Origin of the sequence: Pseudahrensia aquimaris (genome assembly GCF_042676045.1) — a bacterium.
Taxonomy (GTDB): Bacteria; Pseudomonadota; Alphaproteobacteria; order Rhizobiales; family Rhizobiaceae; genus Pseudahrensia; species Pseudahrensia aquimaris.
In genome coordinates, this window is sequence record NZ_JBHTJV010000003.1 from 380579 (window position 1) to 407064 (window position 26486).

Genomic DNA, 26486 nt, shown 5'->3' on the forward strand with positions numbered 1-26486 from the left:
CCTTAGGGAGGAACATAGTGAGCCGATTGATTGTCGTGTCGAACCGAATGGGCGACCCGCGCAAGCCTGCTAAAGGTGGCTTGGCGGTTGCGCTAAACGGCGCTTTGAACGAAATCGGCGGCGTTTGGATGGGTTGGAGCGGTACGATCACCGATACCGCGCCGGGTGAAGGCCAATTGCACGTGGTCGAAGAGGGCAAGATCACGCTTGCGGGACTGGACCTGAACCAGCAGGAGCACGATGGCTACTATCTGGGCTATTCCAACAGCGTGCTTTGGCCCGCCTTTCACCACCGCACGGACCTGATCGAGTCTGATTCCGAAGCACAGGAAACGTATAAGCGCGTGAACCGCACCTTTGCGACCCGGCTTTACGGGCTGCTCCAGCCAGATGATGTGATTTGGGTTCACGATTATCATCTCATCCCACTGGCGATGGAATTGCGCGCGATGGGCGTGAAAAACCGCATCGGGTTTTTCCTCCACATTCCGATGCCGCCAAGCCAGATTTTCTCTGCCATTCCTGAAGCCGACTGGCTAATGCGGTGTTTTTATCATTTCGACGTGCTGGGTTTTCAAACTCAGGACGACGCAATGAATTTTCGCCTCTATGCCGAACGCATTCTGGGCGAAGACCCATGCAGCGGCGATCAGATCAAGGCCTATGGCCGAACGGTCACATCGCGGGCGTTTCCCATTGGCATCGACGTCGACCAATTCCGGGATTTGCTGAACCACCCCGACGCCGTGGAATTGAGCGAGCGGTTGGAGCTTAATTCGCTCCAGCGGAAATGGGTGACTGGTGTTGAACGGCTCGACTATTCAAAGGGTTTGCCGGAGCGGATGAAAGTGTTTCGTCGGCTGCTGGAAAAATATCCAGAAAACATGCGCCGCACGACGCTTGTGCAGATCGCGCCGCCGACACGCGAGGCTGTTGATGCCTATGCAGATATTCGAAACGAGCTTGAAAGCCTTTCAGGGGCGGTGAATGGCGAGTTTGCCCGCATCGACTGGACGCCGATCCGCTATATCCACCGCCATGTATCACGGGCCAAACTGGCCGCTCTTTTTTCAATTTCGAAAGTTGGCTTGGTCACGCCTTTGCGCGATGGGATGAACCTTGTCGCGAAGGAATATGTAGCGGTGCAGCCAGACGATGACCCCGGAGTGTTGGTGCTTTCTCGGTTTGCCGGTGCAGCCGAGGAAATGGATGCAGCGCTGCTGGTCAATCCGTTCGATATTGAGAGCACGGCTGACACGTTGCAACGGGCGCTGAGTATGTCGCTGGACGAACGAAAAGAGCGGCATGAAGCACTGAAGCGCGTGGTCGAAGATGGCGATGTGGTGACATGGTGCAACGGGTTTCTCGATTGCTTACGCGCGCAGCGCTAAGCGTGCGCCAACCATGCTCCACAGCGGCGTATTTGCCAATTGATTGCCCCCCTTAGCTGGTCTAACAACGCGCAACACGCGGCCGCGAGATTGCGGACACGACGAAAGGGAGTTGATCATGAGCGAAGCACTGGAACCACGCGAGAGCATGGAGTTTGACGTTGTCATTGTTGGCGGCGGACCATCCGGCCTTGCGGCTGCTATCCGGCTGAAGCAAATCGACGAAAACATCAACGTCGTTGTGCTGGAGAAAGGCGCGGAAATTGGCGCGCACATTCTGTCCGGCGCGGTGGTGGACCCCATTGCTGTCGACCGCCTTTTTCCCGATTGGCGCGATGAGGAAGATCATCCGTTCAAGGTGCCCGTCAAGAAAGACAAGTTCTATCTAATGGGCGAAGGCGGCAAGATACCCCTGCCCGTTTTTGCCATGCCAAAGCTGATGAACAACCACGGCAATTACATTGTCTCGTTGGGCAATGTCTGCCGCTGGATGGGTGAGAAGGCCGAAGCAATGGGGATTGAAGTATTCCCCGGTTTTGCCGCCGCTGAAGTGATTTATGACGATGCGGGCAACGTCAAAGGCGTCGCAACCGGCGATATGGGCGTGCAGGCCGATGGCACACCGGGGCCGAACTTCGAGCGCGGTGTGGAACTGCACGGCAAATATGTGCTGATCGGCGAAGGTGCCCGCGGCTCCATCGCGAAGCAGTTGATCCGCAAATTTGAACTCGACAAAGACAGCGACCCGCAGAAATACGGCCTTGGCTTCAAAGAGCTTTGGGAGATCGACCCCGACAAACACATCGAAGGCATGGTCATGCATTCGCTCGGCTGGCCGTTGAAAAACAACCAGGACGGCGGCTCGTTCATCTATCATATCGAGAACAATCAGGTTTACGTCGGCTATGTTGTCGCTCTTGGCTACAAGAACCCGTACTTGTCGCCGTTCGACGAATTCCAGCGTTTCAAAAAGCACCCGGCGGTCGCCAATCTTTTGGAGGGCGGCAAGCGCATTTCATACGGCGCACGCGCAATTACCCAAGGCGGATGGCAATCGGTTCCGAAGATTTCCTTCCCCGGTGGCGCGATCATGGGATGTTCCGCAGGTTTTGTGAACGTGCCCCGCATCAAGGGCAGCCACAACGCGATGTTGTCCGGCATGCTGGCAGCAGAGCATGTGGCAGACGCGCTGAAGGCAGGCCGTGCAAACGACGATCTGGTTTCCTACAATGCTGCATGGCGCACTTCCGACGTCGGTAAAGACCTGAAGCCGGTGCGCAACGTGAAGCCGATTGTCACGAAATACGGTGCGGTGCTCGGAACGATGATTTCCGGCATCGATATGTGGTGCACATCGCTGCTGGGCGGCTGGTCGCCTTTCGGCACGATGAAGCATGCCAAGGCGGACTATGAGACGACCGAGCCTGCTTCCAAGCACGAAGCGATACAATACCCCAAGCCCGATGGTGTGCTGACGTTCGACAAGTCTTCGTCGGTGTTCCTGTCGAATACAAACCATGCCGAAGACCAGCCAAAACACCTTCAATTGAAGGATGCAAAGCTTCAGTTTGAAAGCGAGTTCAAGGAATTCGCGGGGCTGTCGCGGCGCTATTGCCCCGTTGGTGTTTACGAATGGCTGGACGAGAAAGGTGATGCGGCGGTTGAGGGCGACCCGAACGCACGTTACCAGATCAACGCGCAAAACTGCGTGCACTGCAAAACGTGCGATATCAAAGATCCCAACCAAAACATCAACTGGGTGCCGCCGCAAGGTGGCGAGGGGCCGGTTTATCCGAATATGTAAATTTGAGGGCCGGTCGAAAGACTGGCCCTTTTGGTTTGAAAGGACACGGGCATGACCACGCACGCGATTGAAACGATCGAGCAGCTTGAGGCATATTATCCCGGCATCGCCAACATATCACCCGCGACTTGGGGCAAGGAGACGGCGAAGATTAATGACGACTATCGCCGCCTGATCGAAGCCTGCCCCTTTGCCACAGTAGCAACCGAAGGACCAGAGGGTCTGGATTGTTCGCCTCGTGGAGATGGGCCCGGATTTATTCGCATTATTGACCAACACACGATTGCCCTTCCCGACCGTCGTGGGAACAACAGGCTGGATACGCTGCGCAATATCGTTCGCACGGGGCGCGTGGCTTTGTTGCTTATGATACCGGGTTTGAATGAGACGGTTCGGATCAACGGCCGTGCCTTGGTGAGCGTGGAGCCGGATTTGCTGGAAAGCATGGCGGAGCAAGGTAAGGTTCCGGCAAGCGCCATCCTAGTCACAATTGAGACGATGTATTTTCAATGCGCCCGCGCCATCATCCGCTCGCGGCTTTGGCAGGCTGATGCGCAAGTTGATCCAAAGACCCTGCCCTCAGCAGGCCAGTTGGTGCGTTCCGTCATGGCCGATTTCGACAGCGACAGCTACGATGCCGTTTTGCCAGAGAGACAGGCAAAGACACTGTATTGAGGAATGCACATGCGTGATTTCCAAAGCGATTTCATCGAAGCCAATGGCCAGCGCATACACGTGAAAACTGCGGGGCCGGATGGCGCTCCCGTCATGGTCATGCTGCACGGTTTTCCAGAGTATTGGGCAGCTTGGGCGGATGTCGCGGCGCGGTTGGCAGATCGCTATCGGCTGATCTTACCGGATCAGCGCGGCTTCAATCTCTCGTCAAAACCAGAGGGGGTGGAGGCCTACGAGACCAAGCACATGGTTGCTGATCTAGATGATCTGATGGATACACTAGCGCCGAACCAAACCTTCATTCTGTGCGGTCACGACTGGGGTGCGTCGGTTGCTTACGCCTATGCGATGCGGCATGCGCAGCGGGTGTCCCACCTCATCATCGCCAATGGCGTTCACCCGATCTGTTTTCAAAAAGCGCTCTATGCGGGTGGCCCGCAGACCGATGCAAGCCAATACATGAACGTGCTGCGAACGCCCGGCATCGAAAGCAGGATGGCGGAAAACGGCTACCGCCGCTTGCTCAACATGTTTGAAAAATTCTCAGCTGCGCCTTGGTTGAATGAACGCGTCAAAGAGCAATACCGAACCGTATGGTCACAAGATAACGCGATGGAGACGATGCTGAACTGGTATCGTTCGTCACCAATGGTTGTGCCGGAAAGCGGCAGCGCACCAAAGGCGCTCGATATCACCGAGGCAATGCGCGAGAAATACCGCATCACCATGCCCCACCTATTGCTGTGGGGCGCAAATGATGTGGCGCTGCTGCCGGAAGCCAATGCAGATCTCGATCTGTTTTGTGATGATCTGACGCGTGTGGCCATCGACAATGGAAGCCACTGGCTGCTGCACGAACGGCCTGAAGTGGTAGCAGCGGCTATGCTCAATTGGTTGGACGAAGGCTGAACGCTAGCGCCCGCAAACTTCGTTCCCACACTGTGCCATTGGCCACATAATTGCGCGCTGCGCCGCGCTATAAATTCCTCACACATCAATGACCTGAGCAGAAATGGGAACAGGGTGGGTCGTAACGAGGAGACAGAAAATGGACGTGCTTTCAATTTCGCAAACCATCGGTGTTGCCGGCTTCCTGGGCTATGCCGCCACCTTCATCAGCCTGCGCTTCAACAAAATTGAACCCAATGGCAAAACGTTTTGGACGCTGAACATCGTGTCCGCAACGCTCGTGCTGGTCAGCTTGATCGAAGCTTTCAACTTGGCTTCCACACTTTTACATATCAGTGCCGTTGTTGTCGCAATCGGCGGCCTAGCGCTGCGGGTTTTTGCCAAACCGCAACACGATGTAGCCGACGCTTTTGAAGACTGGCAAACCGTGCAGCATTTGCATCTTTAGATCACGCTGGCGTCTTTCAAGAAGGCGTTGATGATTTCGACGAGCATTTCCGGCTGCTCGACGCATGGCAGATGCCCTGCCCCTTTGATGATCTCGTAGCGGCAATCAGGAATCAGTTTGGCAGTTCCTGCCACCAATTCCGGCGTAGTGGCGCGGTCATCGTCGCCAACGATGCAGATGGTCGGCACTTTAATTTCCAGCGCGTCTGCCCGCAAATCGCAATCGCGGATGGCGGCGGCAGTTTCCAGATATCCTTCAAGCGGCTGACGCTCGAACATCGTGGCATAGCCTTTGATTTCTTCTGTGCCGAGAAACGGCTTGGTGAACCAGCGCTCCATTACGCCTTGCGTGGCAGACGCCATCCCGCCTGCGCGGATGCTCTCGATGCGCTCGTTCCAGATTTCATCGGTGCCGATCTTTGCCGCCGTGTCACACAGGATAAGCGCTTTCACGAGGTCCGGTCGCTCTCGGTAGAGCATTTGTGCAATAAGACCGCCAACTGAAAGCCCGCATATCACGGCGTCGTTCACACCCAGATGATCGAGCAGACCCGCTAGGTCTGCCGCATGGTCCTCAATCGACGAATTGCCCGGCCCCGTGCCGGAAAGGCCGTGGCCGCGCTTGTCATACATGATGACGGACGCTTCGCCGACCAGACGGATGATGACATCGCGCCAAATGCGAAAATCCGTGCCGAGTGAGTTGGAGAAGACAATGGTCGGCTTTTCATCCGGCCCGGCAATGACCTGATGGTGGATTGAAACGCCGTTGATGGTTGAAAATTGCATCGCTTGAAGCCTCCAGGACCGTGGGAACCCTTCGATGCCGAAATCCGCCGCCCTTGTCCATGCGGTGCCAGATTGTCCCCTTTAATATGTTCTCGCTTTGGCCCATATATTGCTCATGGCTAAATCTCCCCCAAAACCATCCGGCTTCGAAGAAGCGCCGCAAGCCCCTTTTGAGGGCAAAGCGCTCTCCGGCGAGGTCTCGTCTTGGGCCGAGGAAATTGCCCGCGAGGCTGAAAAGACTTCGAGCGATGACGTGGTAAAGGCGCTTGAGAAGCAGACGAAGAACGAAACGGATCGGCCTGAACCCAAAAAGCGCCCTAAGCCGAAAAAGCCCAAACCCATCATCGGAGATAAGCGAACAGGCGGTGGCACGATTATTGGCGGGTCAAATGACCCGATGGAGCGCATTGCCGCTGGCCTAAACCCGGTTGCTGGCATGGACGTTTCCGCCGAAGAAGCGATGGAAATGGCATCGACTTCGGGCGTAACCGCAACCGTGCAGGCTCTGTCGGATCTGATCGAGCATGGGCGCGATGAGCTAAAGGGCGATATCTGGGTTCCGCATCGGCCGGACCGTCCGGACAAAGACCCGGAGCAGAAGCCATTCACAGTGGTGAGCGAATTTGAGCCCAAAGGCGACCAGCCAACAGCAATCAAAGAACTTGTCGGCGGATTGAAATCTGAAGCGGGATCGAATCAGGGCGGCGAGCGCACACAAGTGCTGTTGGGTGTTACCGGCTCGGGTAAGACGTTCACAATGGCAAAGGTCATCGAGGAAACCCAGCGCCCTGCTCTCATTCTCGCACCCAACAAAACTCTGGCCGCGCAGCTTTATGGCGAGATGAAAGCCTTCTTCCCCGACAATGCGGTCGAATATTTCGTTTCCTACTACGACTATTACCAGCCCGAAGCCTATGTGCCACGCTCCGACACGTTCATCGAGAAAGAATCATCGGTCAACGAACAGATCGATCGGATGCGCCACTCGGCAACGCGGTCGCTGCTGGAGCGGGATGATGTGATTATCGTCGCGTCGGTGTCGTGTATCTACGGTATCGGCTCGGTGGAGACCTACACCGCGATGACGTTCCAGATGAGCATTGGCGACCGGCTGGACCAGCGCCAGCTTCTCGCCGATCTGGTGGCACAGCAATACAAGCGCCGCGATATGGATTTCCAGCGTGGTTCGTTCCGCGTGCGCGGCGACACAATCGAGATTTTTCCTGCTCACCTGGAAGATCGCGCTTGGCGGATTTCGCTGTTTGGCGACGAGATCGAGACGATCACGGAATTTGATCCGCTAACGGGCCAGAAGACGGACGAGCTGAAAAGCGTGAAAATTTACGCCAACAGCCACTATGTGACGCCGCGCCCGACACTCAATCAGGCGGTCAAAGAGATCAAGAAAGAGCTCGCTTGGCGGCTGACGGAGCTGAACAATGCGGGCCGCTTGCTGGAAGCGCAACGGTTGGAGCAACGGGTTCGGTTCGACATTGAGATGATTGAGGCCACCGGCGCATGCGCGGGGATCGAAAACTATTCGCGCTATCTGACGGGCCGGAAACCGGGTGAGCCGCCGCCCACACTGTTTGAATATCTGCCCGACAATGCGCTTGTTTTTGCCGATGAATCGCACGTTACCATTCCGCAGATCGGTGGCATGTACCGCGGCGACTTCCGCCGCAAAGCGACGTTGGCCGAATACGGCTTTCGGCTGCCATCGTGCATGGACAACCGCCCACTGCGCTTTGAGGAATGGGACGCGATGCGTCCTCAAACCATTTGCGTATCGGCCACTCCCGGCGGTTGGGAGATGGAGCAGGCTGGCGGCGTGTTTGCTGAACAGGTGATCCGCCCAACTGGTCTGATCGACCCGCCTGTCGAAATCCGGCCCGCGAAGGCACAGGTGGATGATGTGATGCAGGAAGTGAAGGACGTGGCCCAGCAGGGCTATCGTTCACTCATTACCGTGCTGACCAAGCGCATGGCCGAAGATCTGACGGAGTATCTGCATGAACAAGGCGTGCGGGTGCGCTACATGCACAGCGATATCGACACTCTGGAACGCATTGAAATCATCCGCGATCTGCGGCTTGGGGCGTTTGATGTGCTGATCGGCATCAATCTGTTGCGCGAAGGCTTGGACATTCCCGAATGTGGGCTGGTGGCGATTTTGGACGCAGACAAAGAGGGCTTCCTGCGCTCTGAGACTTCACTGGTGCAAACCATCGGCCGCGCCGCGCGTAACGTTGACGGCCGTGTCGTGCTTTATGCGGACCAGATCACCGGCTCGATGGAGCGCGCCATCGCAGAGACCGACCGCCGACGCGAGAAGCAAGTGGCTTACAACACGGCCAACGGCATCACACCGGAAAGCATTAAGAAGCAGATCGGCGACATTCTCGGCAGCGTCTACGAGGCCGACCACGTCCGCGTGGATGCGGGTCTTGCGGACGAAGGCGCGCTCGTTGGCAACAACATGAAAGCGCATCTGGAAGCGATGGAGAAAGAAATGCGCGACGCTGCCGCCGACCTCGACTTCGAGACGGCCGCACGATTGCGCGACGAAATCAAACGTTTACAGGAAACGGAGTTGCTGATCGCCGACGACCCGCTGGCTCGCAATGCTGGCATCGAAAACACCCAGAAAAGCCGTGCGCAGGCGGCCAAGCGTGGCAAAGCTGGTGGTCGAGGAACTGATTCAACCGACAAGAACAAGAGTTTGTTCGCAAAGCCAAAATTGGACGACATGACGGTAGGGCGCACTGAAAAACCGCTCGCGCCCGAAGGTTGGGAGCAACCGCGAAAGACGTGGATGGAAGACAACCGCAAAGGCCTCGCCACCGATGGAGCCGAACACGGCGCGGCGTCCACCCCGCCCAAACGTCCCCTGCCCCGCAGCACAAGCGGCAAGCCCGGCCAGCGCGGTGGATTTAAGGCGAACAAGGGCAAGCGGTAAGCTCAAGCCTGTTCAATGAAAACTCCTAATGTCTTGGCACAAGCTGCCACGGCTTCTCCTTGCATTGCTGCGCGAGTACACTTATACTCACTTTGAACATAATTAACTTTGGAGGACAGCATGCTGTGTCCAACAACCAACAGTGCGCTTAGCAGATTGTCCCGTCGTCGATTTCTGACAAGTGCGGGAACTCTGGGGTTGGCAGTGGGCCTTGGCTTGCCAGCCGCGAAGACAGTCTTTGCAGCATCAAGCGTTAGCTGCGAGCGCGGCCTTCACACCTCCCAAATCACAACGCTTCGCCACACGATGGGCAGCCAATACATTGAGCGAACGCTTAAGGAAGCGATGCTGCACTCGGCGCATTGCCCATCTTGCGGCTTGAAAATCGGCCGCTTTGCCGCCAGCGCTTTAAAATCAGCCTGAACCAACCTCTCCCAAAAACAAGGAACCAGCCATGAAGGCTTTTAACTCCCCCCTTACCACAATGACCCGCCGGACCATGCTGGCCTCCACTGGCGCGGCAACTGGCGCATTGGCTTTCGGCAGTGCGCTGCCTATCGGCTCGGCGCAAGCATTTGGCTTCGTAACAACGCCGCTGGCAGCGGCTTGCCACCACAATCATACCTATCAGATTTCGTCTTTGATGGTTTCTATGGGAAGCCCGGTTCTGTCGGCGCATGAAAAGACGGCGCTGATGGCCCATGCGGCCTGCCCCGGATGCGGCGAATCGTTCAGCGGCGATTTGATGGCTGAAGTTGTCTGCCAGAACGTCGAATTGACGTGCTCAGCCTCCGTCTCTGCCTAACAAACCGTTGAGGAATCCGATATGAAACTCGAAATTACACGCCGCACGATGATGGCAACAACGGCAGCTGCAACAGCAGCCACTGCCCTGCCTCTTTCGTTGGCCGCAATCACACCCGCTCTAGCACGCAATCGCACGCAGAACGATCTCTGCCTCAGTCATCATGACTGGCTTTCACGGCGCCTGCACGATGCCTTGGCTCGAACCGATGTTGACGAAGCGTGGCGCAACAACGCGATCAAAACGAACACGTGTTCTGGATGCGGCGTTCACATTGGCGCAGCAGATCACGGTTTAATTGCCCGCTGATACCTGCTGGTTGAATCAAAAAGGCCGCTGTGGAGCTTTCCACAGCGGCCTTTTTTGTGCCGTTACGCGGCTGGCCTAGTGATGACCGCGGCGATGGCGGTGTGTGTGGCACCTGCGGTGCGTGTGCCGTGAACCACCGTGGCGATGCCGAATGCGGTGGCAATGGCGGTGCACGTGACGGCGCGGACGATAGTGCCGATGGCGATAATAACGGCGATGGCCGTAGCGACGATGGCCATAACGGCGGTGACCGCCGATATAAATTCGCACTCCGACATCTTGGACAATCGGTGCCTGGGCGATCGGTGCCGGGGCCGGCATCGACTGCGCGGATGTTGTTGCAACGCCAAATGTCGCTGCAACGGCCATGATGATTCTAACAAGTCTCATTTTGAAAACCCTCCTTCGATGTTACGTTTTAAACATCTCAATCCTAGGCCAAGGCTGTTATCACGAATGTGTGAAACATCACGTACCGTAGAATTGGCCAAAAAAGCGAAATTTGACGGATCTTTTCATAAGGCAGCGAAGATTGTGTGCGCTCTTACGGAGCCTCTTGATATGCGGCTCGCGCTTCGGCATTTTGACGTATAGGTCAACCAAACTGTTGACGTTCGCATTGCTCTCTCACCCTTTGAGCGAGCGCAAACGCCGGATCGCGGCAAGGGGCTACAGCATGAATAAATTCTTCTCTACCATCGCAATTGCAGCCGTTGTTTCGGCGGGATCATTGTCGGCTTCCTTCGCAGCCGAGCCAATCGAAGGCACTTGGAAGCGCAACGATGGCACGTTGATCAAGTTTTCTGGCAGTGGTGGGCGCTATTGTGGAACCGTGGCCAATGGCAAATACAAGGGCAAATCCATCGGGTGCCTGCGCGGCAAGGGCAACAGATATGATGGCTCTATCAATGTTCTCAGTGAGGGCAAAACCTATACTGGCAAAGCGGTTGTTTCCGGCAACACCATGAAAATGTCTGGTTGTGTTTTGAAAGTGATCTGCAAGGGCGAAAACCTGCGCCGTCAATAACTCCCTAGTGTTCATCATTTTGAACGTGGGATGAACGCGGCGGCCAGCATGGGTTCAGGCATGGTGGCGTACTCATTCACTATGACCAAAAAAGCTGAAAACACACTGCTCGCCCGCCGCTTCGTCATCATCGCATTGGTGATTGCGGTTTCCGGCATGGCGCTTGCTGAACTGATCGCAAGCACTTCACCCAATCGCACCAATTTCGTTGTTCATGATCGCGCTCAGCAATGGGAACAGATTGACCGCGAGGCGGACCGGCTTTCGAAATGCGCAGATCAGCTTTGCTCGCTCGATCTGGTGGCAATTTCATCCGTTTGAGTGTGCGAAAAGTCGTTTCGCCGTCACAATCGTCCGGTCTATACTGACGCGATGAAACAAGACCAAATTACGATTGCACAGGCCACCGAATTGCCTGTCGCCCACCCGGATGCCGGACATCCGAAAACCTTTCACAATGCAAAAGACGCAGTCCTTGAGCTCAAACGGCTCTATGCTTTGAGCACAAATTATCTAGCTGAGCGCTTTGCCGCCGCTTTGGGCGGAGAGGCCGTGACCCACCGTCACCGCGCTTTCTATCCTGAAATTCGCCTCACCAGCCTCGTCCACTCGCGTGTCGATTCGCGCTTGGCGTATGGCTATGTTGGTGGACCGGGCGAGTATCAGACCACGGTTACCCATCCGCAATTGTTTGCCGATTATCTGGAGACGCAGATCGAACTGCTGATGAAAAGCCACAATGTTCCGGTGACGATCGGACTTTCAAACACGCCGATACCGCTGCACTTTGCGCTGCCTGCTGATTTGACGGTGGGCGGCAACGTGGAACAAACGCTCAAGCGTTCTATCCGCGACGTGTTTGATGTGCCGGATCTCGCATCAACGGACGACAAAATTGTAAACGGCAACATTCACAACGGCGAAGACGCCCGCCCTCTTGCCCCCTTCACAGCACAGCGCATCGACTATTCGCTGCACAGGCTGGCGCACTATACCGCGACGGCAGCCGATCATTTCCAAAACTTCGTGCTTTTTACCAACTACCAGTTCTACATGGATGAGTTCGTGGCTTACGCGCAGAAAGCGATTGCTGATCCGAATTCCGGCTATACCGCGTTGGTCGAGCCGGGAAACTGCATTTCTTGGGCCAATGGTGAATGCGAAGGCAAACATCCAGACCGGATGCCACAAATGCCAGCCTACCATCTGGTTCGGGAAGACCGTCGTGGCATAACAATGATCAACATTGGCGTCGGACCTTCGAACGCCAAAACCATGACAGACCATGTGGCAGTGCTGCGCCCGCATACCTGGATGATGCTCGGCCACTGCGCGGGCCTGCGCAATTCACAGCGGTTGGGTGACTACGTTCTGGCCCACGCCTATGTTCGCGAAGATCATGTCTTGGACGATGATTTGCCGGTATGGATTCCCGTTCCTGCCTTGGCCGAAGTGCAGGTGGCGATTGAAGATTCGGTGGAGGAAATAACAGGTTATGAGGACTACGAGCTAAAAAGAATCATGCGCACCGGCACGGTGGCGACCATCGACAATCGAAACTGGGAACTGCGCGATCAGCGCGGCCCCGTGCAGCGGCTTTCGCAGAGTCGCGCTATTGCGCTCGATATGGAATCAGCGACCATCGCTGCCAACGGTTTCCGTTTCCGGGTTCCCTATGGCACGCTGCTGTGCGTTTCGGACAAGCCACTACACGGCGAGTTGAAACTGCCGGGCATGGCGACGGGTTTCTACGAAGCGCAGGTGCGTCGTCATCTGGAAATCGGGATACGCGCAATGGAAAAATTGCGGGAAATGCCGCCGGAACGGTTGCATTCCCGCAAGCTGCGCTCTTTCAGCGAAACAGCGTTCCAATAGGTCCGACTTGACCTTCCTGCGCCTTTTGCTCGGCTTCACGCTGGTATCGCTTGCTGGCCCCATCATCGCAGGAATGCTGGGCGCTGTGCACCCAATGCTGGATGCGTTCGCCCATTTCAGAGTGCATCTTGTGGTTCTGCTGCTGGCCTGTGTGGTTGTAACAGTGCTGCTGGAAATGAAATGGCTGAGCCGTTTTGGTATCGGGGTGGTCGCACTTTCTCTGGCTGCAACCTTACCCTATTTGCCGGGCTTGGATAGGCTCACCAGCGCACAGGCTGAAGGCGATGAACTGACGCTTGTTCAGTTCAATATGTACTTCTTGAACTCTCAGACCGACGCTGTCGAGAAGGCGCTGAAGCAGTTTTCAAGCGATTTCATCGTTCTGCAAGAAGTGACGGAAACCACCGAACCTGCGCTTGTTCGGCTGCGCTCAAGCCATCCGTTTCAGCTGAGTTGCCGCTTTGGGGCTATCGGAAGCGTGGCCATAGCCTCGCGCCATCCATTTGTTGAAACCACAATGAAAAAATGCATCCGCGCCTACGGTTTGGCGTCCGCGCGGTTCTCGGTTGCAGGGCGCGAAGTCACCGTTGGCAGCTATCATTCCTATTGGCCGTGGCCGATCTCACAGCACAAGCAGATTGACACGCTGGAGGAAAACCTGCGCCAGATGCGGGCGCCAATTCTACTTGCAGGAGATTTCAACGCCGCACCGTGGAGCCATGCCGTGAAGCGTATCGAGGCGCTAACGGGCACGAAAGCGGCGGCGGGTTTGCTGTCCACATGGTCACCATCGCTGGGCAATTGGCGCTGGCCCGATTTCATGGGACTGACCATCGACAACGCACTACACAGCGACGATTTTTCGTTGCAAGAACGCTTCACCGGCATGTGGGCTGGCTCAGACCATTTACCGGTTATCTCGCGGTTCCGCTGGGTGAAACCAGCTCAAAGCCTGTCCGCGAACGCTTCCAGCAGCGTTGATTTGAGGATCTTTCCAGTGGACGACGCGGGCAGCGCATCAGCCACCACAATGCGGCTTGGGCGTTTATAGGGGGCGAGATCGTCGCGCAAGAAGTCCTGCAATTCGCTTTCCGTCACATCACTGTTAGGCACTTTTTGCACGAAAGCGATAACCTCTTCGTTGCCCTGCACCGCACGGCCCACCACGGCAGACAGCGTGACACCCGGATGGCGCGTAATCGCTTGTTCGACCTCCGGCGGATAGACGTTAAAGCCCGAGCGGATGATCAGTTCCTTGCACCGGCCAACCAGATGAAGCCGCCCTTCTTCATCGAAACGGCCCAAATCACCTGTGTGGAATGTGCCATCGGCATCCATCACCTTCGACGTCTCCTCGGCGTTGCGGAAATAGCCAAGCATGATGTTTGGGCCTTTGACGACAATTTCACCCACGCCATCGTTCAATGCATCGGCACCCGGTTGAGGAACCACGCGCACATCTAAGTCAGGCAACGGATGACCGCAGGAAATATCTTGCGCGGAGGTTTCGATGCGCATGTTTTTCGATGAAGCGATGCCCGGTGCGCATTCCGTCATGCCGTAGCCGTTGTGTAGCGGAAGGTTGAAAAAACTCTCCACGCGCCGCTTCCAATCCACATCCAGCGGTGCACCACCAGTCATGATATAGCGCAGTGGCTTATTGTGCAGATTCTCAATACCCCGCGCCTGCGCAGCATCCAACAAATGGGCATACATTGCGGGAACGGCAGGCAGAACCGTTGTTCCGCCTTCAATTGCATCCAGCGTGGCGTTGGGGTCAAAGCGGCCAGCGACATCCAGCCGTGCGCCTGCGTGGAGCGAGCCAAGAAAGGCGCTGGCAAAACCGTAAATGTGGGTGAGCGGCAGAGCACAATAGGTGCGATCAGCCGGGCTGAGCCGCCTGAAGTCTCTCGTTACCGCCGCATACCATGCAAGGTTGGCGTGAGAGAGCATCACCCCCTTTGGCGAGCCTGTGGTGCCTGTAGTGTACATGAGGGCAGCGACTTGCTCTTCCGCTCGCGCCTTTACAGGTTCGGCTCCAGCATCTGCGACTAGAACATGCGGCATCAATCCGCCTTCGACAGCGCCCAAGCGTTCGGCATGCTGTGCAGCTTCTTTGGACACTTGCACCGTGAATAAAACGCAGCGCGGGCGGGCATGTTGAGCCAAACGGTCGATTTCGCCCGCGCTGAGCCGCGCGTTGACCGGCATAATCCATGCATGCAACTGCCAGGTGGCGAGCGCAGCAGCAACTATCTGAAGTGAGTTTTCAGCGACCAGCATAACCCGGTCTCCGCCCCGCACGCCGATCTGCGCTAGCCACTTGGCATAGCGCTCAACAATGCCCGACATGGTTTCAAAAGAAACCAGCCCTTCTTGCTCGAAATGCCAGCCGATTGCCTGCGGACGCTCGGCTGTCTGGCGCAACAAAAATTCATTCAACCGCGCGTCGATGTGCTTGTTCATGCGAGTCTGGATTCCGTGCCGCTCTGGAATCTCATTTCCGCACGGCATCGACGGATTGTCCACATTTTCAATCATGCGCTTATTGTCGGGCTTGTGCGCTTGGATGAAGGTTCTAGTGTGCATTCCATGCCTGATACACACCCAACAATCGCGTTGAACGATTTGCTCGCCTTCTACCGCGACGCGGGTGTGCACACGTTGTTGGAAGACACGCCGATTGACAGATTCGCGCAGGCGGAACAGGCGCAGGCCGAGCAGGCGGCGAAAGCTGCGGAGCAAAAGCAATCGACGCAACGACGAACAGCCACTCCACCGCCGTCAGTTGTCCAAAAAGAGCCGCAGCGAACGGTTCCCGACGAAGCCACACTGATGCGTGCAGCCGAGGCGGCGAAAGCGTGCGAGACGCTGGAGCAACTGCGTGAAGCGATCAATGCATTTGATGGCTGCAACCTAAAGCACACCGCACGGTCCACCGTTTTCGCTGATGGCAATCCCGAAGCGCCACTGATGATTATCGGCGAGGCGCCCGGACGGGACGAGGATGCGCAGAGTGTTCCTTTTGTGGGTCGGTCGGGTCAATTGCTCGATAAAATGCTGGCCGCCATCGGACACGACCGCACCAACACCTACATTTCAAATATCCTGCCGTGGCGTCCACCCGGCAATCGAACGCCAACACCTATCGAAAGCGAATTGTGCCGTCCGTTCATCGAGCGCCACATCGTCTTGGCGAAACCGCAAAAACTGCTGTTGCTGGGTTCGGCTGCGACAAAAACGCTGCTGAAAACCAACGATGGCATTATGAGCCTGCGCGGCAAATGGACTGCTGTCGAAATCGACGGCGTCATATTCGACCTGTTGCCGAGCCTGCACCCTGCCTATTTGCTGCGTCAGCCGGGTCAAAAGCGTCTGGCTTGGCACGATTTATTGTCTGTAAAAGCCGCGCTGGAACAACCCGCAGCAGAGGAAGCATCTCCTTAAACGCCACCATCTTCTAATGCGACCTATGCAGGCGCAAAATTGTCATTGTCGGCACGCAATTCTGCCTATATGCGCCGAACGGGGTCGATCTTTTGTCGGCCCTTTCGCTTTCGCCCCGGAGCATTTGCCATGGCACGCCAGATCATTCCCATTCTCGCTCTGCTTATCGGCATGGTGTTCCTCATGCTGGGCAGCGGCTTGCACGGGCTGCTCATTCCCATCCGCGGCGGTCTAGAGAATATGACCGCCTTTGATCTAGGTTGGATCGGCACGGGCTATGCCATCGGCTTCACACTTGGCTGTGTGCTGGTGCCGCGCCTTGTGCGCCGTGTCGGCCACGTCCGCACCTTCAGCACGATGACTGCGATCATGTCGGTCTCAATGCTTTTGAACGGCATGTATGTGGATGTGATCTTGTGGACCGCTCTGCGCGCCATCAATGGGTTTTGCATTGCCGGTTGCTACATGGTGGCTGAAAGCTGGTTGAACGAGCGGGTTACGAACGAATATCGTGGCTCAATGTTCTCCATCTACGCCATCACCACGATGGTGGCGATGATGGCTGGACAGTACGTCTTGGTGCTTGGCGATGCGGGCGAAGAGTTTCTCTTTATGCTCGGCGCGATCCTTTACGCATTGGCGGTCGTGCCAACGGCAACTTCCAAAGCTCAGTCACCTGCGCCGTTGAACAATGTCTCGATCGACTTGCCGGCACTGTTCCGCAATTCACCCGCATCGTTTATTGGCGCGATTTTGAGCGGTGTCATTTCATCGGCATGGACAAACTTTGGCCCTGTATTCGGACAGCAAAGCGCGATGTCGAGCGCAGAAATTGCGACGCTTTTGGCGGCTGCGATGATGGGGTCTATCCTGTTCCAATATCCGCTCGGCAAATTGTCCGACATGATCGACCGTCGCTATGTGATGGCAATTGCCGGCCTTATCGGCATCGCCACCGGCACGCTGATGACTAGCCTTTCGCGAGACGGATCGCACGACTTCCTCTTCTTCGCAGCAACGTTGGCCTATGGCGGTGTCATCTATTCGATCTATTCTCTCGTGGTCGCCCACGCCAACGATCATGCGGAAACCGGCGAGTTTGTGAAAGTATCCAGCGGCCTGCTCATTCTCTATGGCTTTGGCACAATGGTTGGCCCACTGATTACCGCATCGATGATGGATACTTTTGGTCCCTCCGGTGTGTTTGCAACGACCACAGCGGCCCATCTGGCCTTTGCAAGCTGGGCGATCTACCGGACGTTCCGCCGCGAACAGGTGGCGGAAGAAGAGCGGGTGGACTTCCAAGGCATGTCCGCTGCGCGGGCACAAACCCCAGAAACGTATGTTCTTGATCCGCGTTCAGACGAGACTTACGGACAAGAGGACGAGCCTGAAGCACCACCCATGCCTGCGCCAGTTAAAGTAGAACTTTAAGTTCGGGCGGCAAGAAACTTCTGGACTGACTGGGTAGACCAGTCGGCCAGATGTTTCGAAGCGCCGCGAAAACTGTCAACGGCTTGTGCGGTCAGATCATCACGCTGAGCAAGGTCGTTTAAGGTTTCAACTGCGGCAGCTCTTGCAGCGGCAATGATGTCCCGGGGAAAATCGCGCAGCTCAACGCCCTTTTCTTCAACCAACACCTTGAGGCGAGCTGCGTTCAACCACTCAGCTTCGCCCAGCGCACGAATGTTCTCCGATCCACACGCGGACATCACGATGGCTTGCAAATCGGCAGGCAAAGCGGCCAACGCCGACTTGGAAATCAGTGCTTCGCCGGTGCCGTTCGGCTCGTGCCAACCGGGCGTGTAGTAGAACTTTGCCGCTCGATAAAAGCCCATCGCCAGATCGCTGGAGGGGCCAAGAAATTCGGTCGCGTCTATCGCGCCAGATTGTAACGCCGGGAGAATATCACCCGGTGGCAAGGTGACGGGTGCCGCGCCAAGACGACGCATAACTTCGCCGCCAAGCCCCGGCATACGGATGCGCAGGCCTTTGAGATCGTCGAGACCCATGACTTCCTCCTTGAACCAACCCCCCATCTGGAAACCGGTATTGCCCGCCATCAGCGGTTTGATATCGAACGGCTCGTAGAGTTTGTCCCAGATTTCCTGCCCGCCGCCGTGATCAATCCAGGTGATATGTTCCAACGGCGTGAGGCCGAAAGGTCCGGCTGTGAACAGAGGTGCGGCGGGAACTTTGCCCCCCCAAAAAAGAGAAGCCGTATGCCCCATTTGGGCCGTTCCGCCTGCGATCGCATCAAAGACTTCGAGCGCGGGTACAATCTCGCCTGCCGCATAGAGCTTCACAGTCAAGCGACCGCCCGACATTGCGGTGATCGCGTCTGCCAATCGTTGAGCGGTGATGCCCGGGCCGGGTAGATTTTTGGGCCAAGAGGTCACCATGCGCCATTCAATCTTTTCCTGTGCGATTGCAGGCAAGGAAAGCGCTGCGGCGGGGGCTGCACCGATTGCAGCAAGTGCGGCGCGGCGTGTGGTCTTGATGGTCATTTGTGCGCTTTCCAAAGGGCGTGAAAATGATGAACGGGGCCAGCGCCCTTGCCGATACTGAGACTGTCCGCATGGGCTATTGCTTGCGACAGCCAACTTTTGGCGGCTTGCGTCGCTTCCACCAGATTAGTCCCTTTTGCGCATTCAGCGGCGATGGCGGACGATAGCGAACAACCGGTGCCGTGGGTGTTTTTGGTGTCGACAAATGGTGCGGTGAGCCAAACAGGCTCCTGGCCCGCAATCAGAAGGACGTCGCTCGCATCTTTGCCTTCGGCGTGTCCACCCTTCAGCAAGACGGCTTTTGCGCCCAAACTGATAAGCGCTTGTGCCTGTTCTTCCATGGCCGAACGGTCATTTGCCATGTCGCAGCCAAGCAAACGGGCGGCTTCGTGCAGGTTTGGCGTAATGAGATCGGCGAGTGGAAAAAGATGGGTTACCAAGGCCGACACTGCGCTTTCGGCCAGCAGGGGATCGCCGCTTTCGGCCACCATGACGGGATCAAGAATGATGGACTTGGGCTGGTGCTCCCGCAGACCTTTCGCGACCGCTTCGATTGTGGCCACTTGCGACAGCATTCCGATTTTGACCGCATCGACGTCAATATCTGAAAAGACGGCGTCGATCTGCGCGGTGATGAAGTCGGCGGGAACATCGTGGATGGCGCTAACGCCTTGGGTGTTCTGCGCGGTCAGAGCGGTGAGGACGCTTGTGCCGTAAACTCCGAGAGCGGAGAAAGTTTTCAGATCTGCCTGAATACCAGCGCCGCCGCCGGAATCGGAGCCTGCAATGGTGAGCGCGATGGCTGTCATGGTCTGGCTCCTTCAATGATTTCTTTCAGTTCTTCGGTCGCCCTGCGCACATCGTCAGCCATAAACAAGGCTGAGATGACCGCAACACCATCCGCACCGGCTTCGATCACTTCCGCAGCGTTGGAATGGTCAATTCCCGCGATTGCACCCACAGGAAGCGCCGGCATCTTGGCGCGGAAGGGTTGAGCCAATTCCTGCCATCCATCGATGCCAATGGCGCGCGGATTGTCTTTAGAAAGCGTGTCGAACACGCCGCCCATGCAGGCATAATCCAGCACTTCCAGTGGCGCTTCGTGGACGTGTTGCATTTCTTTAATCGTGAGACCGATTATGGCGTCAGGCCCCAACAGGCGACGGGCATCGCGGGCGGGCATATCGGACTGGCCCACGTGAACGCCCTGCGCACCGCTGGCTAAAGCAATATCAACGCGGTCGTTGATGAGCAGCGGCACGTTGAAGGGGTTAAGCGCTTCGATAATCGCGCGGGCGTTTGCCAGCATGGTGCGGGTGTCGCCCGTTTTATCGCGATACTGGAATATCGTTGCTCCACCATCGGCAGCTTGCGCCGCGAGATCAGCCAGCGGGCGGCCTTTGCTGCGGGCGGGATCAAGGATGGCGTAAAGGGAAATATCAGTCGGGTTCATGCAAATCTCACACGTTCGGCAATTGTGTCTGGTGCGAGTTCGGCCAGACAATCGAGGAAATGGGGGACGAAGGTGCCGGGGCCAGCTGCACGGACAGCGGCTTCTTCTCCAGCGATATTGTAGAGGCTTAGCGCTGCGCACGCGGCCAATGCCGTGTCGTCTTCGCAGGCCGAAAAACTAATCATCACTGCGTTGAGCGCACAGCCCATTGTCGTAACGCAGTCCATTAGGGGTGAGCCGTTTTGGAAACCAACTGTGAAATTACCTTGTAATATCTCATCCGTCTTGCCCGTCTTGGCGATGCATATTTCGGAGTGCTGCGCGGCAAAAGATGCCGTGTCACCAAACAACGCTTTGGCTTCGCCTGCATTGCAGCGCAGAAGTGTTGGGCTGTGCTTCAAAAGCTCTTGAGCCAAAGCCATTCGCCCCTTCGATGCTTGCACAAATACCGGGTCCAGCGCCCACGGCTTGGACTGTGCATTAGCCGCCGTAATAGCAATATGGGCGGCGCGCTTGCGCTCTTCGTCCATTGTGCCGAGGTTGATTAGCAAGGCATCGGCCATCGTTACGAAACTCTCCACCTCGTCAGGCGCGATGGTCATGGATGGTGTTGCGCCCGCCGCCAGCAGCACGTTGGCCGTGAAATGCTGGGCAACAGAGTTTGTGATACAGTGAACGTGAGGACGGCGCGTGCGAAAGCGGGCCACGCAATCGGCAATCTGTTCGGCTGTGTATTCGGGAGCGTTCTGTGCCATCCCATTCCCTCCGCCGGCATAATCCGGATCAGGTTCAAAGAGTTGGCACTGTGCCTCTCAGCCCGTGTTGAACCACGTGGCACCTCTATGAGAATATGTCGGTGAAATAGAACGTTTGGAGCCGTGCGGCAAGGCTCGGCTCCAAACTGTAATTCTGAGCTATGCGGCTTTGGCTTTTTTGGCTTCTTCGATTGCCTGCCAGACTTTGATTGGTACAGCAGGCATATCGAACTCCTGGATTCCATAAGCGCGGTTTAGCGCATCAACAACAGCGTTCATCACGGCCGGGCAGCCGCCAATCGTTCCCGCCTCACCGGCACCTTTGATGCCAAGCGCGTTGGTGGTCGATGGAACATTGCGCGTGTCGAAATTGAAATCCGGCATATCGGCAGCGCGGGGCATGCGGTAGTCCATAAAGCTGGCCGTTATAAGTTGGCCGTCTTCATCGTAATGGACATGCTCAAACAGGCACTGGCCGATGGCTTGGGCCACACCGCCGTGGACCTGACCGGCCAGCAGAAGCGGGTTCACCGTAACGCCGTAGTCGTCAACAATGGTATAGTTCGCGATTTCGGTAATACCAGTTTCAGGGTCGATCTCCACTTCGCAGATATGCGTGCCGTTGGGATAAGTCGCTTCGTCCTGCTTGAATTCGCCAACAGCGTTCAGCGCTTCGCCTGCGGCTTGGGCAACTTCGGCAAAGCTCATCACGCGGTCGGTGCCGACGATCTGCACTTGGCCTTGCACCAATTCCAGATCGGTTGGAGCCGCTTCCATTTTGTCGGCAGCGATTTCCTTGATCTTCTCCGCCAGCGCTTCCGAGCCGCGCTTGACCGACACGGCACCGAGCGGGATAGAGCGCGAACCACCTGTGCCGCCACCGCTGTTCAACTCGTCCGTATCGCCCTGCCGGACTTGCACCTTGTCGATATCCATATCGAGCGCTTCGGCAGCAAACTGAGCATAAGCGGTTTTGTGCCCCTGCCCGTTCGACTGGGTGCCAATGAAAATCGTCACCGTGCCGTCTTCATTGAGTTCTACCTTGGCAGGCTCGGAACCGGCAAAGGCGCAGGCTTCGATGAAAGTGGACATGCCGATACCGCGAATTTTGCCTTCGCTGTGCGCTTTCTGGTTGCGCGCATCGAAACCAGCCCAATCTGCAGCCTTCATGCAGGCATCCATGTGACCCATAAAATCGCCGGTGTCATACATGCGCCCGAACGGCGTTGTGTGGGGCAATTGATCTGGCGTAAGCGCGTTGCGGCGGCGAATTTCGTCGGGCGTCAGGCCCATATCCATCGCGCAGCGGTCTACCAGACGTTCCAGTGCGTAGATCGCCTCCGGGCGGCCAGCGCCACGGTATGCGTCAGTCGGTACGGTGTGGGTGTAGGTGCCGCGGATGCGGAATTTGCAGGCGTTGATGTCGTAAATGCCGGTGGCAATCGTCGTTCCGAGATAGGGGATATAGGGACCGTAGGTGTGGAGATAGGCACCCATTGCAGCTATCAGATCGACGTCGAGTGCGAGGAATTTGCCCTGCTCGTCCATTGCCATACGCATGGTGACGACGTTGTCTCGGCCGTGGGCATCTGAGACGAAATGTTCGCTGCGGGTGGATTTCCACTTCACAGGCATTTTCAACCGCTTGGCCGCGATGAGGCAGAGCGGGTATTCGCGGTATGGGAAGACCTTGGTGCCGAAGCCGCCGCCAACATCGGGTGTGATGACGCGCAGTTTGTCTTCATCGACATTCAGGCAAGGCTTGGCCAGCGCGCGGCGCATGCCGTGCACGCCTTGCGAACCAACGGTCAGCGTATAGCGGTCTTCCTCGTCCGACCACTCGCCCAGACAGGCACGCATTTCCATGTAGTTGCAGACCAGGCGGTTGTTGATGAGCTTCAACTCGGTGACTCGGGCGGCGGATTTGAAGATCTCTTCCGTCTCGTCAGGATTGCCGTGAATAAGCTCAAACGCCTTGTTTGAACCAAGGTCTTCGTAGACCAGCGTCGCATTTGCATCGAGCGCAGCTTCGGTGTCGGTGACGACATCCAGCATGTCCCAATCAATATCGATCAATTCGGCTGCGTCCTGCGCTTGGTCGACCGTCTCGGCCACGATCATCGCGACCGCATCACCAACGTGACGTGCCACGCCATCGCACAGCAGCGGAATGTCTTTGGTTGGGTGCTGTGTGCCGTCAGCTTGCGTTTGCACAGCCTGGCATTTGATGGGGCCGTTTTCCGTTATGTCTTTGGCTGTCAGAACCAATTTTACACCATCGGCGTTTTCCGCATCTTCCACGCTGTTGATTGTGAACGTTGCGTGCGCGTAGGGCGAGCGCAAGAAAAAAGCCTGAAGTGCACCATCACGCTGCACGTCGTCGGTGTATTGGCCTTTGCCGGAAACGAAATTGGCATCTTCAACACGCCGAACGGATTGGCCCATACCGACCTTTTTGCCGAATTTAATTGGGGTGTGCGCGTTCATGGCTCTGACCTCTCGGTGATGAAATGAGTTTTGGCGGCGGTGACGTTTTGGCCGCTGAACATGCACAACACTTTGCTTTTTTGCTCTGGATTGCAAGGGCGCTTTCGTCGCGGCTTTGCCAGCGGAGCCATTGCAGGCGGCTGTCGGCGCTGTCATGCTGGGGCGTCACCGCTTCTACAGTTTGAACCCCATGTCCTTCTCGTCCAGTGTCAGCAAATTCAACGCGCTGCCGGGCAATCTGAAGGGCGCGCTCACACTCATGGTGGCTGCCTTGGGTTTTGCGCTCATGGCAGCGCTGGTTAAGCTGGCTGGCGAGCGGTTGCATGTGACCCAAATCCTGCTGGTTCGGCAAATCATCATGATCGCCATCGTAATGCCGCGGGTTTTGACGCATTTCCCTGGCTGCCTGCGCACGCAGAGACTCGACTTGCAAATCATACGCGTATGCGCGGCACTGGTTGCCATGCTGGCGGGCTTTTACGCCATCATCAACATGCCACTGGCAGACGCTATGGCGATTGGTTTCGCCAAAGCATTCTTCGTGACGATTTTCGCAATCATCATTTTGCATGAAAAAGTGGGGTGGCGTCGTTGGGCGGCTGTGGCTGTTGGTTTCATCGGCGTGATGGTGATGATCCAACCCGGGACGGCCAATTTTAATCCGATTTCACTTTATGCGCTGGTCGGTTCGGCAGCGGCAGGTTTTGTAATGGTGATCATCCGCAAACTGTCGGAGACCGACGCACCCATCACGACGCTAAGCTATCAAGCATTTTTGGTCGGGCTGGCAGTGGTCATTCCGGGTGTAATTTATTGGCAGGCACCGACGGCAAACGAGTGGTTCACTCTGCTTGCGATTGGCGCGGTGTCTTATGGCGCGCAAATGGCCAACATCTACTCTTACAAGTGGGGCGAAGCCTCGGTTCTGGCCTCGCTGGATTATGTCCGACTGCTTTACGCAACTCTGTTCGGGTATCTGCTGTTTGAGACGCTGCCGACTGTCTATACGTGGATTGGCGCGGCTGTCATCATCGCCGCTTCGCTTTACACCGTCCAGCGCGAGCGCAGCAAAGCGAAGGCTGTGGTGATCGAGGCGAAGAAGAACGCCGAACAGTAATCAGGATTTTGCACGCATCGCGTGGAATGCGTCGAGCAAGCCCAAAGTGGAGCCGTTACGCCCGCTTCCATCAGCTTCACCTTTGACAAGCGGCAACAATTCGCCAGCCAGTTCCTTGCCCAATTCCACGCCCCATTGGTCGAACGAATTGACGTTCCAGATGACGCCTTGGGTGAATACCTTGTGTTCGTAAAGCGCGATCAGCTGGCCCAGAACAAAGGGCGTGAGTTCAGGATAAAGGAACGTGCATGTCGGACGGTTGCCCGGAAAAGCCTTGTGGGGCGCGAGCCGATGCGCTTCGACTTCATTCATGCCGTTGGCACTCAACTCCTTCAACACCTGCTCTTCCGTCTTGCCAACCATCAGCGCTTCGGTTTGCGCGAGCGCGTTGGCAACGAGCTTTTCGTGGTGATCGCCAATGGGCTTAGCCGGATTGGCAGCGATGAGGAAATCGCAGGGTATAATCGTAGTGCCTTGGTGGATCAGTTGGTAAAAGGCGTGCTGACCGTTTGTGCCGGGTTCACCCCAGACAATTGGACCTGTCTCGCTGTCTACTGCCGCTCCATCCTTTGTGATGCGCTTGCCGTTTGATTCCATGTCCAATTGCTGGAGATAGGCAGGAAAGCGCGCCAAATGGTTGTCATAGGGAAGAACAGCATGGGTAGCGTGGCCGCAGATATTGCGATGCCAAACGCCGACAAGCGCCATCAGCACGGGCACGTTGTCTAGCGGATCAGCCGAGAAGAAATGCTCGTCAGCGGCGGCAGCACCGCTGAGAAACTCGTCAAAGCGCTGGGGCCCGATGGCAATCATCAGCGACAGTCCGATGGCTGACCAGACCGAATAGCGCCCGCCGACCCAATCCCAAAAGCCAAACGCACGATCTTCGCGGATGCCGAAGGCGGCGGTTTTGTCGAGTGCAGTTGAAAGAGCCGCAAAATGGTTCGACACAGCCTCTTCGCCCAGATGTTCCACCAGCCAGCGCCGCGCGGTTTCGGCGTTGGTCATGGTTTCTTGCGTGGTGAATGTTTTTGACGCAACGATAAACATCGTGGTGGCCGCAGGCACCTTCTCGAGCACGTCAACGATATCCGCACCGTCTACATTGGAAACGAAGTGGATGGCCGGGCCATCGTGATAGGGTGCCAGCGCCAGTGTCGCCATTGCGGGACCAAGGTCTGATCCACCGATGCCGATGTTGACGATATCGGTAAAGCGACCGCCCTGCCCGGCTATGGAGCCATCACGGACGTTGCGGGCGAAACGCGCCATAGCTTCGCGCACCGCCAGCACATCTGGCGTGACGTTTGTTCCGTCGATGATAATTTCCCGTCCATCCATCACCCTCAACGCCATGTGCTGAACAGCGCGGTCTTCGGTCGTGTTGATCTTTTCGCCATTTTGAAAGGCTGACCGCTTCTCGTTGAAATTGACTGACTCCAGCAGTTCGACCAGTGCGACGCGGGCGGGCGTATCGAGCAGCGTCTTGGAATAATCGAACAGGATTTCGCCGCAGGTCGCGGTGAAGTCGTCGAAGCGCTGCGCGTCGAAAAGATCGGCAATGCGGCTTTTGCCAAGGCGTTCGCGGTGTTTGTGCAAGGCGTCAAATTTCTGTTCGGTCACGGTCAAGCTCGCTTGTGTGGGACGGATGTATTGCGGTTCGATGCGACAAGTTCCTAACACGCACCGGATGACACCGCCTATATTGATCGCCATATTGGAGGCATCTT

24 protein-coding genes and 1 riboswitch are annotated in these 26486 nt (G+C 56.6%); of the genes, 15 read left to right on the forward strand and 9 right to left on the reverse strand.

All coding sequences use genetic code 11. The annotated features are described in order from the left end of the window. Positions 1 to 17: 17 nt before the first annotated feature. The 5 genes from ACFQ14_RS05315 to ACFQ14_RS05335 all read left to right on the forward strand — a co-directional run bounded on the left by ACFQ14_RS05315 (position 18) and on the right by ACFQ14_RS05335 (position 5227). Positions 18 to 1391, forward strand: coding sequence for an alpha,alpha-trehalose-phosphate synthase (UDP-forming) (locus ACFQ14_RS05315; protein ID WP_377211665.1), 1374 nt, complete (start codon positions 18 to 20; stop codon positions 1389 to 1391). Positions 1392 to 1509: 118 nt separating this feature from the next. Beyond that, complete coding sequence (locus ACFQ14_RS05320; RefSeq protein ID WP_377211666.1) at positions 1510 to 3195, forward strand: electron transfer flavoprotein-ubiquinone oxidoreductase; 1686 nt, start codon at positions 1510 to 1512, stop codon at positions 3193 to 3195. Between the two features lie 51 nt (positions 3196 to 3246). Beyond that, positions 3247 to 3870: a pyridoxamine 5'-phosphate oxidase family protein gene (locus ACFQ14_RS05325; RefSeq protein WP_377211667.1), complete on the forward strand. Its 624-nt coding sequence runs from the start codon at positions 3247 to 3249 to the stop codon at positions 3868 to 3870. Between the two features lie 9 nt (positions 3871 to 3879). Beyond that, positions 3880 to 4779 carry an alpha/beta fold hydrolase gene (locus ACFQ14_RS05330; protein WP_377211668.1) on the forward strand — a complete coding sequence of 300 codons (900 nt, stop codon included), beginning with the start codon at positions 3880 to 3882 and terminating at the stop codon, positions 4777 to 4779. Between the two features lie 139 nt (positions 4780 to 4918). Continuing rightward, positions 4919 to 5227, forward strand: a complete 309-nt coding sequence (locus ACFQ14_RS05335) for a CBU_0592 family membrane protein (RefSeq protein WP_377211669.1) — start codon at positions 4919 to 4921, stop codon at positions 5225 to 5227. Here ACFQ14_RS05335 and pcaD read toward each other — a convergent pair. Further along, positions 5224 to 6015 carry a 3-oxoadipate enol-lactonase gene (gene pcaD, locus ACFQ14_RS05340; RefSeq protein ID WP_377211670.1) on the reverse strand — a complete coding sequence of 264 codons (792 nt, stop codon included), beginning with the start codon at positions 6013 to 6015 and terminating at the stop codon, positions 5224 to 5226. The genes ACFQ14_RS05335 and pcaD overlap by 4 nt on opposite strands. A gap of 115 nt (positions 6016 to 6130) precedes the next feature. On the opposite strand from pcaD, the gene uvrB reads away from it, so the two are divergent. The 3 genes from uvrB (at position 6131) to ACFQ14_RS05355 (ending at position 10088) form a co-directional block, all read left to right on the forward strand. Beyond that, positions 6131 to 8974 carry an excinuclease ABC subunit UvrB gene (gene uvrB, locus ACFQ14_RS05345; protein ID WP_377211671.1) on the forward strand — a complete coding sequence of 948 codons (2844 nt, stop codon included), beginning with the start codon at positions 6131 to 6133 and terminating at the stop codon, positions 8972 to 8974. A gap of 454 nt (positions 8975 to 9428) precedes the next feature. Further along, a complete protein-coding gene (locus tag ACFQ14_RS05350) occupies positions 9429 to 9779 on the forward strand; it encodes a hypothetical protein (protein WP_377211672.1) in 351 nt (116 codons plus the stop codon). A gap of 21 nt (positions 9780 to 9800) precedes the next feature. Next, positions 9801 to 10088, forward strand: coding sequence for a twin-arginine translocation signal domain-containing protein (locus tag ACFQ14_RS05355; protein WP_377211673.1), 288 nt, complete (start codon positions 9801 to 9803; stop codon positions 10086 to 10088). 62 nt (positions 10089 to 10150) lie between these two features. On the opposite strand, the gene ACFQ14_RS05360 is transcribed toward ACFQ14_RS05355, so the two are convergent. After that, positions 10151 to 10366, reverse strand: a complete 216-nt coding sequence (locus ACFQ14_RS05360) for a hypothetical protein (RefSeq protein WP_377211674.1) — start codon at positions 10364 to 10366, stop codon at positions 10151 to 10153. Between the two features lie 398 nt (positions 10367 to 10764). Between ACFQ14_RS05360 and ACFQ14_RS05365 the strand changes: the two genes are divergently transcribed. Genes ACFQ14_RS05365 through ACFQ14_RS05380 form a run of 4 tightly spaced genes read left to right on the forward strand, consistent with a single transcriptional unit; the run spans position 10765 to position 14041 of the window. Then, positions 10765 to 11115: a DUF2147 domain-containing protein gene (locus tag ACFQ14_RS05365; RefSeq protein WP_377211675.1), complete on the forward strand. Its 351-nt coding sequence runs from the start codon at positions 10765 to 10767 to the stop codon at positions 11113 to 11115. 30 nt (positions 11116 to 11145) lie between these two features. Further along, a complete protein-coding gene (locus ACFQ14_RS05370) occupies positions 11146 to 11436 on the forward strand; it encodes a hypothetical protein (protein ID WP_377211676.1) in 291 nt (96 codons plus the stop codon). A 51-nt stretch (positions 11437 to 11487) separates the two neighbouring features. Then, positions 11488 to 12990 carry an AMP nucleosidase gene (locus ACFQ14_RS05375; RefSeq protein WP_377211677.1) on the forward strand — a complete coding sequence of 501 codons (1503 nt, stop codon included), beginning with the start codon at positions 11488 to 11490 and terminating at the stop codon, positions 12988 to 12990. Between the two features lie 7 nt (positions 12991 to 12997). Next, positions 12998 to 14041: an endonuclease/exonuclease/phosphatase family protein gene (locus ACFQ14_RS05380; RefSeq protein ID WP_377211678.1), complete on the forward strand. Its 1044-nt coding sequence runs from the start codon at positions 12998 to 13000 to the stop codon at positions 14039 to 14041. Here the strand turns inward: ACFQ14_RS05380 and ACFQ14_RS05385 are convergent. Beyond that, the gene (locus tag ACFQ14_RS05385) at positions 13936 to 15456 is read right to left on the reverse strand and encodes a class I adenylate-forming enzyme family protein (RefSeq protein WP_377211679.1); all 1521 of its coding nucleotides are present in this window, start codon (positions 15454 to 15456) and stop codon (positions 13936 to 13938) included. The two genes, ACFQ14_RS05380 and ACFQ14_RS05385, sit on opposite strands and share 106 nt — an antisense overlap. A gap of 126 nt (positions 15457 to 15582) precedes the next feature. On the opposite strand from ACFQ14_RS05385, the gene ACFQ14_RS05390 reads away from it, so the two are divergent. Then, positions 15583 to 16437, forward strand: coding sequence for a uracil-DNA glycosylase (locus ACFQ14_RS05390; protein WP_377211680.1), 855 nt, complete (start codon positions 15583 to 15585; stop codon positions 16435 to 16437). A 129-nt stretch (positions 16438 to 16566) separates the two neighbouring features. Further along, on the forward strand, positions 16567 to 17871 hold the full coding sequence (locus ACFQ14_RS05395) for an MFS transporter (RefSeq protein ID WP_377211681.1): 1305 nt from the start codon (positions 16567 to 16569) through the stop codon (positions 17869 to 17871). Here the strand turns inward: ACFQ14_RS05395 and ACFQ14_RS05400 are convergent. The 5 genes from ACFQ14_RS05400 to ACFQ14_RS05420 form a co-directional block, all read right to left on the reverse strand. Then, on the reverse strand, positions 17868 to 18944 hold the full coding sequence (locus ACFQ14_RS05400) for a TRAP transporter substrate-binding protein (RefSeq protein WP_377211682.1): 1077 nt from the start codon (positions 18942 to 18944) through the stop codon (positions 17868 to 17870). The genes ACFQ14_RS05395 and ACFQ14_RS05400 overlap by 4 nt on opposite strands. Further along, a complete protein-coding gene (thiD, locus tag ACFQ14_RS05405; protein WP_377211683.1) occupies positions 18941 to 19753 on the reverse strand; it encodes a bifunctional hydroxymethylpyrimidine kinase/phosphomethylpyrimidine kinase in 813 nt (270 codons plus the stop codon). Before thiD ends, ACFQ14_RS05400 begins: the two co-directional genes overlap by 4 nt. Then, positions 19750 to 20397 (reverse strand): thiamine phosphate synthase, encoded by a 648-nt coding sequence (gene thiE / locus ACFQ14_RS05410; protein WP_377211684.1) that lies wholly within the window; start codon positions 20395 to 20397, stop codon positions 19750 to 19752. The genes thiD and thiE overlap by 4 nt, the downstream gene beginning before the upstream one ends. Continuing rightward, the gene (locus ACFQ14_RS05415; RefSeq protein ID WP_377211685.1) at positions 20394 to 21152 is read right to left on the reverse strand and encodes a hydroxyethylthiazole kinase; all 759 of its coding nucleotides are present in this window, start codon (positions 21150 to 21152) and stop codon (positions 20394 to 20396) included. Before ACFQ14_RS05415 ends, thiE begins: the two co-directional genes overlap by 4 nt. Then, positions 21141 to 21249: riboswitch (TPP riboswitch) on the reverse strand. (Overlaps the previous gene by 12 nt.) A 62-nt stretch (positions 21250 to 21311) precedes the next feature. Further along, entirely contained in the window at positions 21312 to 23639 is a 2328-nt protein-coding gene (locus ACFQ14_RS05420) for a xanthine dehydrogenase family protein molybdopterin-binding subunit (RefSeq protein WP_377211686.1), read from the reverse strand. Positions 23640 to 23793: 154 nt separating this feature from the next. Between ACFQ14_RS05420 and ACFQ14_RS05425 the strand changes: the two genes are divergently transcribed. After that, positions 23794 to 24756 carry a DMT family transporter gene (locus ACFQ14_RS05425; RefSeq protein ID WP_377211687.1) on the forward strand — a complete coding sequence of 321 codons (963 nt, stop codon included), beginning with the start codon at positions 23794 to 23796 and terminating at the stop codon, positions 24754 to 24756. Here the strand turns inward: ACFQ14_RS05425 and pgi are convergent, their stop codons facing one another. Next, the gene (gene pgi, locus ACFQ14_RS05430) at positions 24757 to 26385 is read right to left on the reverse strand and encodes a glucose-6-phosphate isomerase (RefSeq protein WP_377212076.1); all 1629 of its coding nucleotides are present in this window, start codon (positions 26383 to 26385) and stop codon (positions 24757 to 24759) included. Positions 26386 to 26486: the final 101 nt, after the last annotated feature.

Coding starts and splice junctions, on each gene's coding strand:
- ACFQ14_RS05320 (WP_377211666.1), top strand. CDS start 1,510: ATGAGCGAAGCACTGGAACCACGCGAGAGCATGGAGTTTGACGTTGTC.
- ACFQ14_RS05325 (WP_377211667.1), top strand. CDS start 3,247: ATGACCACGCACGCGATTGAAACGATCGAGCAGCTTGAGGCATATTAT.
- ACFQ14_RS05330 (WP_377211668.1), top strand. CDS start 3,880: ATGCGTGATTTCCAAAGCGATTTCATCGAAGCCAATGGCCAGCGCATA.
- ACFQ14_RS05335 (WP_377211669.1), top strand. CDS start 4,919: ATGGACGTGCTTTCAATTTCGCAAACCATCGGTGTTGCCGGCTTCCTG.
- pcaD (WP_377211670.1), bottom strand. CDS start 6,015: ATGCAATTTTCAACCATCAACGGCGTTTCAATCCACCATCAGGTCATT.
- uvrB (WP_377211671.1), top strand. CDS start 6,131: ATGGCTAAATCTCCCCCAAAACCATCCGGCTTCGAAGAAGCGCCGCAA.
- ACFQ14_RS05350 (WP_377211672.1), top strand. CDS start 9,429: ATGAAGGCTTTTAACTCCCCCCTTACCACAATGACCCGCCGGACCATG.
- ACFQ14_RS05355 (WP_377211673.1), top strand. CDS start 9,801: ATGAAACTCGAAATTACACGCCGCACGATGATGGCAACAACGGCAGCT.
- ACFQ14_RS05360 (WP_377211674.1), bottom strand. CDS start 10,366: ATGTCGGAGTGCGAATTTATATCGGCGGTCACCGCCGTTATGGCCATC.
- ACFQ14_RS05365 (WP_377211675.1), top strand. CDS start 10,765: ATGAATAAATTCTTCTCTACCATCGCAATTGCAGCCGTTGTTTCGGCG.
- ACFQ14_RS05370 (WP_377211676.1), top strand. CDS start 11,146: ATGAACGCGGCGGCCAGCATGGGTTCAGGCATGGTGGCGTACTCATTC.
- ACFQ14_RS05375 (WP_377211677.1), top strand. CDS start 11,488: ATGAAACAAGACCAAATTACGATTGCACAGGCCACCGAATTGCCTGTC.
- ACFQ14_RS05385 (WP_377211679.1), bottom strand. CDS start 15,456: ATGAACAAGCACATCGACGCGCGGTTGAATGAATTTTTGTTGCGCCAG.
- ACFQ14_RS05390 (WP_377211680.1), top strand. CDS start 15,583: ATGCCTGATACACACCCAACAATCGCGTTGAACGATTTGCTCGCCTTC.
- ACFQ14_RS05395 (WP_377211681.1), top strand. CDS start 16,567: ATGGCACGCCAGATCATTCCCATTCTCGCTCTGCTTATCGGCATGGTG.
- ACFQ14_RS05400 (WP_377211682.1), bottom strand. CDS start 18,944: ATGACCATCAAGACCACACGCCGCGCCGCACTTGCTGCAATCGGTGCA.
- thiD (WP_377211683.1), bottom strand. CDS start 19,753: ATGACAGCCATCGCGCTCACCATTGCAGGCTCCGATTCCGGCGGCGGC.
- thiE (WP_377211684.1), bottom strand. CDS start 20,397: ATGAACCCGACTGATATTTCCCTTTACGCCATCCTTGATCCCGCCCGC.
- ACFQ14_RS05415 (WP_377211685.1), bottom strand. CDS start 21,152: ATGGCACAGAACGCTCCCGAATACACAGCCGAACAGATTGCCGATTGC.
- ACFQ14_RS05420 (WP_377211686.1), bottom strand. CDS start 23,639: ATGAACGCGCACACCCCAATTAAATTCGGCAAAAAGGTCGGTATGGGC.
- ACFQ14_RS05425 (WP_377211687.1), top strand. CDS start 23,794: ATGCTGGGGCGTCACCGCTTCTACAGTTTGAACCCCATGTCCTTCTCG.